This window comes from Streptomyces johnsoniae, from assembly GCF_031845565.1.
Classification (GTDB): Bacteria; Actinomycetota; Actinomycetes; order Streptomycetales; family Streptomycetaceae; genus Streptomyces; species Streptomyces johnsoniae.
In genome coordinates this window covers 213,996-222,448 of record NZ_JAVREV010000015.1, presented here as the reverse complement: position 1 = coordinate 222,448, position 8,453 = coordinate 213,996, and the positions used below count along the sequence as shown (strand labels likewise).

Below are 8,453 nucleotides of genomic sequence, written 5' to 3'. Positions count from 1 at the left end.
CCGTCAGCCCATTGCTCGCACCGTCCTGATTCACCGCAGAACCCCGCACCACCGCCAGCACCCGATGACCGTTCCGCCGCGCATCCGACAACCGCTCCAACAGCAACACCCCCACCCCCTCCGCCCAGCCGGTGCCGTCCGCGCCCGCCCCGAACGCCTTGCACCGGCCGTCCGGGGACAGCCCCCGCTGACGGCTGAACTCCACGAACATCCCCGGCGTCGACATCACCGTCACGCCACCGGCCAGCGCCATCGAGCACTCGCCGTTCCGCAGCGACTGCGCCGCCAGATGCAGCGCCACCAGCGACGAGGAACACGCCGTGTCCACCGTCAACGCCGGGCCCTCAAGCCCGAAGCTGTACGCGATCCGGCCGGATGCGACGCTCGGGGTGATGCCGGTCAGGCGGTGGCCGCCGATGTCGTCGGTCGACTCGTGCAGCCGCGGCCCGTAATCCTGAGCGGTGGCCCCGACGAAAACGCCCACGCCGCTGCCGCGCATCCCGAGCGGATCGAGCCCCGCCCGCTCGAACACCTCCCACGACGCCTCCAGCAACAACCGCTGCTGCGGGTCCATCGCCAACGCCTCACGCGGCGAAATCCCAAACAACTCCGCGTCGAAATCCCCCGCCTCCGACAGAAACCCGCCCCGCCGCGTATACGACGTCCCCACCCGCTCCGGATCGGCATCGAACAACCCCGCGAGGTCCCAGCCCCGATCACCGGGGAAATCACCCACCGCGTCCCCGCCCCCGGCCACCAACCGCCACAAATCCTCCGGCGATTCCACCCCGCCCGGATACCGGCACGCCATTCCCACAATCGCCACCGGCTCATCCGCACCGCCACCGTCACCACCGGTGATGGACGGGGCGGGCCGTTCCTGCCGGGGGCCGTGCGCCAGGTAGTCGGCGAGCGCCGCGGGCGTGGGGTAGTCGAACAGCACGGTGCTGGGCAGCGGGTGCGCGGCGGCGTCCCGGAGCCGGTCGCGCAGCTCGACGGCCATGAAGGAGTCGAAGCCGAGGTCGCGGAACGTGGTGCCCTCCGGCACCGAGTCCGCCGAGGCGTGGCCGAGCACGGCCGCGGCCTCCTGCCGCACCAGGGTCAGGCGGTCGCGCGGCGGCACGGCCGACACGGCCGGCTCAGCCGGCGCGGCTTCGGGCCGGGGCTCGGGGTCCCGCTCCGGCCGGGCCGCGGCGGGCGCGCCGGGGGCCGGTTCGTCCAGCCAGTAGCGTTCCCGCTGGAACGCGTAGGTGGGCAGGGCGACGCGCCGGGCGGCGCGCCCTTCGGCGAACGGGAACGCGGACCAGTCGACGCGGTGGCCGCGCGCGTGCAGCCGGGCGGCCGCGGTGGCGGCCGTCCGCGGCTCGGGCTGGTCGGCGCGGAGCAGGGGCACGAACAGCGCCGCGGGGTCGTCCGGGAGGCAGCCGCGGCCCATGGCGGACAGCACGGCGCCGGGGCCCAGTTCGAGGAACGTGCGCGCGCCCGCGCCGTGGGCGTGCCGCAGGCCGTCGGCGAACCGGACGGGCCGCCTGGCCTGCGCCACCCAGTAGGCCGGGGTGCGGATCTCCTGCGGGTCGGCGGCGCGGCCGGTCACGTTGGACATGACCGGCAGCCGGGGGGCGTGGAGGCCGAGGCCGGCCACGATCTCGGCGAACTCGTCGAGCATGCCGTCGAGGTGGTGGGAGTGGAAGGCGTGGGACGTCGTCAGCTGCTTGACCCGGCGGCCGCGTTCCCGCCACTGCGCGGCGATGTCGGCGACGGCCCCGGCGTCGCCCGAGATGACGACGGCTTCGGGTCCGTTGACGGCGGCGAGGGTCACGCGTTCCTCGTGGCCGGCGAGCGTGGCGCGTATCTCGTCCTCCGACGCCTGCACGGCGACCATGCCGCCGTCGTCGCGCCGCGCCTGCATGAGGCGGCCCCGCGCGGTGACGAGGACGGCCGCGTCGGCCAGCGACAGGACCCCGGCGGCGTGGGCGGCGCCGATCTCGCCGACCGAGTGGCCGACGAGCGCGTCCGGGCGCAGGCCCCAGGTGGTGACCAGGTGGAACAGGCCCGCTTGGAGGGCGAACAGCGCGGGCTGGGCGTAGGCGGTGCGCTGGAGGAGGTCGGGGCGTTCGGCGATGACCCGCTGGACGGGCTCGTCCAGGTGGCGGTCGACCTCGGCGCATGCCGCGTCGTAGGCGGCGCGGAACGCCGGGGACGTCTCGCGCAGTGCCAGGCCCATGCGGGGGCGCTGGCTGCCCTGCCCGGTGAACAGCAGCCCGAGGCCGCCGGGGCCCGCGCCGTCGGCGGTGTCCGTGACCAGGTCAGGGGCCGGCCGGTGCTCGGCGAGCGCCGCGACCGCGGCGGCGGCCTGTTCCCGGTCGGCGGCGACGAACACGGCGCGGTGCGGCAGGTGCGTGCGGGCGGTGGCCAGGGTGTGGGCGATGTCCGCCACGGGCTGCGCGGGGTGTGCGTCGAGGTGGCGGGCCAGGCGGTCCGCCTGCGCCCGGAGCGCCGTCGGGGTGGCCGCGGACAGCAGCCACGGCAGGGCGCGCGGCCGTTCCTCCCCGGTGTCCTCAGCCTCTGCCTCTGCCTCTGCCTCGGTGTCCCACGCGCCCACGACCACATGGCAGTTGGTGCCGCCCATGCCGAAGGAGCTGACGCCGGCCACGGGCGGCCGCCCGGCACCCAGCGGGGCGAGCGGGACGAGCGGGGCGAGCGCGGTCTGCACGCGGAGGCCGAGGTCGTCGAGCGGGATGTCCGGGTTCGGGTGCTCGAAGTTGAGGCTGGGCGGGAGTTCGCGGTGGCGCAGCGCCAGCAGGGCCTTGAGCAGCCCCGCGATACCGGCCGCGCCTTCCAGGTGGCCGATGTTGGTCTTCACCGACCCGACCGGCAGGAACGTTCCCTCCTGCCGCGCGGAGCCGAGGACCGCGCCGAGCGCCGCGGCCTCGACGGGATCGCCCGCGCGGGTGCCGGTGCCGTGCAGTTCGACGAACGCCACGTCGGCCGGGTCCACCCCGGCCCGCCGGTGGGCCAGCGCGATGCAGTCCTCCTGGGCGCGCTGCCGCGGCACGGTGAGCCCCGCACCGCCGCCGTCGTTGTTCACGGCGCTGCCGTGGACGACTCCGTACACGGTGTCGCCGTCGGCCAGGGCCGCGGCCAGCGGCTTGAGGACGACGAGACCGGCGCCTTCGCCGCGGACGTAACCGTTGGCGCGCTCGTCGAAGGTGTGGCACAGCCCGTCGGGCGAGAGGGCGCCGAAGGCACGGACGCCCAGGGCGCTTTCCTCGGCGAGGTTGAGGTGCACGCCGCCCGCGAGGGCGACGGCGGACTCCCCGGCGCGCAGACTCTGGCACGCCTGGTGGACCGCGACCAGGGACGAGGACTGGCCGGTGTCGATGGTCATGCTGGGGCCGCTCAGCCCCAGGGTGTGGGAGAGCCGGTTGGCGACCATGCCGCGCTGGAGGCCGGTCACCGTGTGGTGGGTGATCGCGTCCGTGCCGCGCCGGTGGAGGAGGGCCGCGTAGTCGTCCGCGGTGGCGCCGACGAAGACACCCGTCTCGCCGCCGTCCGCGGCGAGCGCGGCCGGGGTGAGCCCCGCGTCCTCCAGGGCCTCCCAGCCGAGTTCGAGCATCAGCCGCTGCTGCGGGTCGAGCATCGCCGCCTCGCGCGGCGAGACACCGAAGAACGCGGCGTCGAAACGGTCGGGGGCCGCCAGGTAGCCGCCGGGGCCGAGCCCCGGCCGGTCGGCCGGGGCTTCGGTGATGGCGCTGCCGCCCCGGCGCAGTAACCGCCACAGCTCCTGCGGGTCCCGCGCCTGTGGCAGGCGGCAGGCCAGCCCGACGACGGCTATGGCTGTCGAGTCCTGCGCGGACGTCCGCGGGCGCGCGGCAGAGCTACCTGACGTTCCGGTCACGTGTTCCCCCGTCATGGCCACACGTCTGATCTGCTTCGGCCCGGGCTGGTACTCGGGCAGGTCAGTCCGCATCCTAGACGAGGCGGACTGCGCGTCGCTCCAGGATAGTTACGGCCCTGCCACGTTCCGCTCACCTCCCGTTGCGGCGCCGGGGCGCGGCGGCGCGTTCGGCCCCGGCGCTGAACTGCGGAGACTCCTGGGGCACCGGAGGAACGCCGCGGCGAAAGGGGCAGCTTCCGCACGAAACGGAACCGGCGCTTCGGGCGTGGCGCTTCAGTGAGGCTTGAGAGGCCCTGTATCGGGGCCGTACATCGAGCGCCGGCCCCGGGCCCGGGGCCGGGCCCGTCAGGCGGCCGGTTCCAGGGGCCGGTAGCCCACACCCAGCGCGTCGAGCAGCGGCAGATGTGCGGTCAACCGGCGGCGGAACTCGGCGAAGTCCCGGCCGCCCGCGGACCAGCCGACCTCGGCCAGGGCGGCCAACCGGGGAAAGGCGCGCCACTCGACCAGTTCGGGCGTCGGCAGGTACTCGCTCCACAACTGGCCCTGAACGCCCAGCACGCCGTCCGGCGGCGCGTAGCCGTACACCTCGGACATCGGCAGGCCGGCGCGGATGGCCAGCGGCTCCTGCGGAGCGTCGCTCTCCGACCAGTCCAGGTAGGTCCGTTCCTGCGGGGCGGCGATCACGTCGAGCCCCTGGCGGAGGGCCAGCGTGACGCGTTCCGACGTGCGCCAGGCGAAGACGGCCGTGCCCTCGGGCACGCCGTGCTCGATCAACTCGTCCCAGACGGCGGCCCGCCGCCCCAGGCCCGACAGGTGCCGGGCGAGCCGGGCGGACCACCAGCCGAGGAGCTGATCGGGCCCCGGCAGTCCCTCCTCCGCGGCGCGGCGGCGCGCGGCCGGGCTGGCCCGCCACTCGTGCGGGGGCACCTCGTCGCCGCCGATGTGCACGTAGCGGAAGGGGAAGACGTCCGTCAGCTCATCCAGCACGTGCCGGACGAACGCGACGGTCTCGTCGGCGGCGTTGAGCACGTGGGAGGAGATGCCCCACTCCCGCCGCACCGGCAGCCGGCGGGCCGGGTCGTTGCCCAGCTCGGGGTGGGCGGCGATCGCGGCCTGCATGTGCCCGGGGGCGTCGATCTCCGGCATGATCCGCACGCCGCGCCGCTCGGCGTGGGCGACCAGTCCGCGTAGTTCGCGCTGGGTGTAGAAGCCGCCGTGCGGAACCTCGTCGGTGCGGCGGTCCCTGGCGTGACCGACAGGGGAACCGGTCCGGAAGGCGCCGACCTCGGTCAGCCTCGGGTACCGCTCGACCTCGAACCGCCAGCCCTGGTCGTCGGTGAGGTGCAGGTGCAGGGTGTTCAGCTTGTACAGGGCGAGCAGGTCGACATAGCGGTAGAGGAACGGCAGCGGGTGGCACCAGCGGGCCACGTCGAGCAGCGAGCCGCGCCAGGCGTGCCGGGGCCGGTCGGTGATCTCCACGCAGGGCAGCCGGTCGCCGTCGGCGAGCTGCCGCAGGGTCTGCACCGCCCAGCGCAGCCCGGCCGGCGTCGCCGCCTCGCCCCGCACCCCGTCCGGCGTGACCCGCAGGCGGTAGCCCTCCGCGCCAAGGCCCGGGCCGGGGCCGTTATCCCTCGTCAGGGACAGTTCGATCCCCTCGTCCGCCGCGGCGCCGCCCGCGACGCCCAGTACCTCGCGCAGCAGATCGCCGATGTCGTCGGGGGCGCGCACCGCGGTGCCGGGGCCGAAGGTGAAGTGCCCCTCCCCCACGTGCATCGTCTCGGGCCGCGGCACGACGGTCGGCGGCCGGCCCACCGGGCGGCTCACCGGGCGGCGCGGCCGGTGCCGCGGGGGGATATAGGGGCGGTCGGATCGGCGGCCGGGGGCCGGTGCGCGGTGCGGTGCCGGGATACGTCCATGCCGTGCGGGACTCCAGACTCGTCGGCGAAGGGAAGGGGGCCGTGCCCGCCAATGCGACAGAAGGTACATCTCGCTCGACCCGCTGCCAATAGGCCGCGGCGCCCCCGCCCCCTGCGGCCGGTGCCCCCGCGGCGAACGCGGGCGCACCGGCCGCCGCGGTCAGGACCGAGCCGCGGGCAGCCGTGCGCGGACCTCGCGCGCCGCGGCCACCACGTTCGCCAGCGAGGCCCGTACCTCGGGCCAGCCGCGGGTCTTCAGGCCGCAGTCGGGATTGACCCACAGCCGTTCGGCGGGGATGGCCTCAAGTCCCTTGCGGAGCAGGGCCGCCACCTCCGCCGCCCCCGGAACGCGCGGCGCGTGGATGTCGTACACGCCGGGGCCCACCTCGCGCGGGTAGTCGGCGCCCGCGAGCTCGACGGCGACCTGCATGTGCGAACGCGCCGCCTCCAGGCTGATGACGTCGGCGTCCAAGTCGTCGATGGCGTCCAGGACATCACCGAACTCGGCATAGCACATGTGCGTGTGGATCTGGGTGTCAGGGCGCGCCCCGCCGGTGGTGAGGCGGAACGCTTCGGTGGCCCAGGCCAGATACCCGGCGTGGTCGGCGGTGCGCAGCGGCAGGGTCTCGCGCAGCGCCGGTTCGTCGACCTGGATCACCGCGCTGCCGGCCGCCTCCAGATCGTCGACCTCGTCGCGCAGGGCGAGGGCGACCTGCCGGGCGGTGTCGGCGCGCGGCTGGTCGTCGCGGACGAAGGACCAGGCGAGCATCGTGACCGGGCCGGTCAGCATGGCCTTGACCGGCCGGCCCGTCAGCGACTGCGCGTACCGGGTCCAGCGGACCGTCATCGGCCCCGGCCGCGAGACGTCGCCCGCGAGGATCGGCGGGCGGACGTAACGGGTGCCGTAGGACTGGACCCAGCCGGACTGCGTGGCGAGGTAGCCGGTGAGCTGTTCGGCGAAGTACTGCACCATGTCGTTGCGTTCCGGCTCGCCGTGGACCAGGACGTCGATACCGGCCGCCTCCTGGAAGGCGATGACGTCCCGGATCTCGGTGCGCACCCGCTCCTCGTAGGCTTCGGTGCCGATGCGCCCGGCGCGCAGGTCGGCACGCGCCGTGCGCAGTTCGGTGGTCTGGGGGAACGAGCCGATGGTGGTCGTGGGCAGCGGCGGCAGGGCGAGGCGCGTGCGCTGGGCGGCGGCCCGTTCCGGATAGGGCAGGGAACGGCGTGCGTCGGCGCCGGTGACGGCCTCGCCCCGGGCGCGGACCGCCGGGTCGCGGGTGAGGGGTGAGGCGGTGCGGGAGGCCAGGTCCGCGCGGTTGGCGGCGAGTTGGGCGCCGATGGCGACGCTGTCCCCGTTGAGCCCGCGGGCCAGGGTGACGACTTCGGTGACCTTCTGCCGGGCGAAGGACAGCCAGCGGGCGATCTGCGGGTCGAGGTCGCGTTCCGCCGACGTGTCGAGCGGAACGTGCAGCAGGGAGCAGGAGGCGGCGACGTCTACGCCGTCGGCCAGGCCGAGGAGCGTGGCCAGCGTGGCCAGGGAGCGTTCGAGATCGTTGATCCACACGTTGCGGCCGTCGACGACGCCCGCGACCAGGCGCTTGCCCGGCAGCCCGCCGGCGGCGGCCAGATCGCCGAGGTTGGCGGCGGCCCTGCCGGTGAAGTCCAGCGCGAGCCCGTCGACCGGCGTCTTGGCGAGGAGCGGCAGCGCCGGGCCCAGCCGGTCGAAGTAGGAGGCGACCAGGATCTTCGGCCGGTCGCCGAGCGCGCCCAGCTCGCCGTAGGCGCGGGCGGCGGCGGCGAGTTCGGACGGGCTGCGGTCCTGCACGAGCGCGGGCTCGTCCAGCTGCACCCAGCGGGCGCCCGCCGCGCGCAGATCGGCCAGCACCTCCGCGTACACCGGCAGCAGCCGCTCCAGCAGGGCCAGGGGCGGGAAGTCGCCCGCGACGCCGGGGGCGGGCTTGGCCAGCAGCAGGTAGCTGACCGGGCCGAGCAGCACGGGCCGGGCGGTCAGGCCGAGCGCGATGGCCTCCTTCAGCTCGGCGAGCTGCTTGGCGGGGTCCGCGGCGAAGGACGTGTCGGGGCCCAGCTCCGGCACGAGGTAGTGGTAGTTGGTGTCGAACCACTTCGTCATCTCAAGCGGCGCGACGTCCTGCGTGCCGCGGGCCATGGCGAAGTAGCCGTCGAGGGCGCTCGCGGCCACGGCCGCGCGGTGCCGGTCCGGGATGGCGCCGACCATCACCGAGGTGTCCAGGACGTGGTCGTACAGCGAGAAGTGGCCGGTGGGAACCTCGTCGATCCCCGCCTCCGACAGCTGCTCCCAGGTGGCGCGGCGCAGCCGGGCGGCGGTGCCGCGCAGGTCTTCCACGGCGACCCGGCCCTGCCAGTAGCCCTCGGTCGCCTTCTTCAGTTCGCGGTTGCTGCCCTGCCGGGGATAGCCGTACACGGTGGCCCGTGCTGCCGCGGCTGCGGACTTGGTGGTCAAGAAACTCTCCTTCGCGAGCATGTCTCCTGCTGACCGCCGGGACGGACGAGGGCTGCGAAGGGATGGCGAACGGGCGGCGGCCGCACGGTGGTTGCCGCGCCGCGCTCGCCCAGGCCGACCCGCCCTCGAAGGTCACCGCGATCACCGCGCGGAA

3 protein-coding genes are annotated in these 8,453 nt (G+C 75.0%); all 3 read right to left on the bottom strand.

Annotated features, from left to right (window positions below):
• On the bottom strand, nucleotides 1-3,913 hold a 3,913-nt coding region (locus RM779_RS25085; RefSeq protein ID WP_394813386.1), incomplete at its 3' end, for a type I polyketide synthase.
• A 330-nt stretch (nucleotides 3,914-4,243) separates the two neighbouring features.
• The gene (locus RM779_RS25080) at nucleotides 4,244-5,710 is read right to left on the bottom strand and encodes a beta-N-acetylhexosaminidase (RefSeq protein WP_311620016.1); all 1,467 of its coding nucleotides are present in this window, start codon (nucleotides 5,708-5,710) and stop codon (nucleotides 4,244-4,246) included.
• Between the two features lie 264 nt (nucleotides 5,711-5,974).
• Nucleotides 5,975-8,299, bottom strand: a complete 2,325-nt coding sequence (metE, locus tag RM779_RS25075) for a 5-methyltetrahydropteroyltriglutamate--homocysteine S-methyltransferase (RefSeq protein WP_311620015.1) — start codon at nucleotides 8,297-8,299, stop codon at nucleotides 5,975-5,977.
• Between the last annotated feature and the right edge of the window lie 154 nt (nucleotides 8,300-8,453).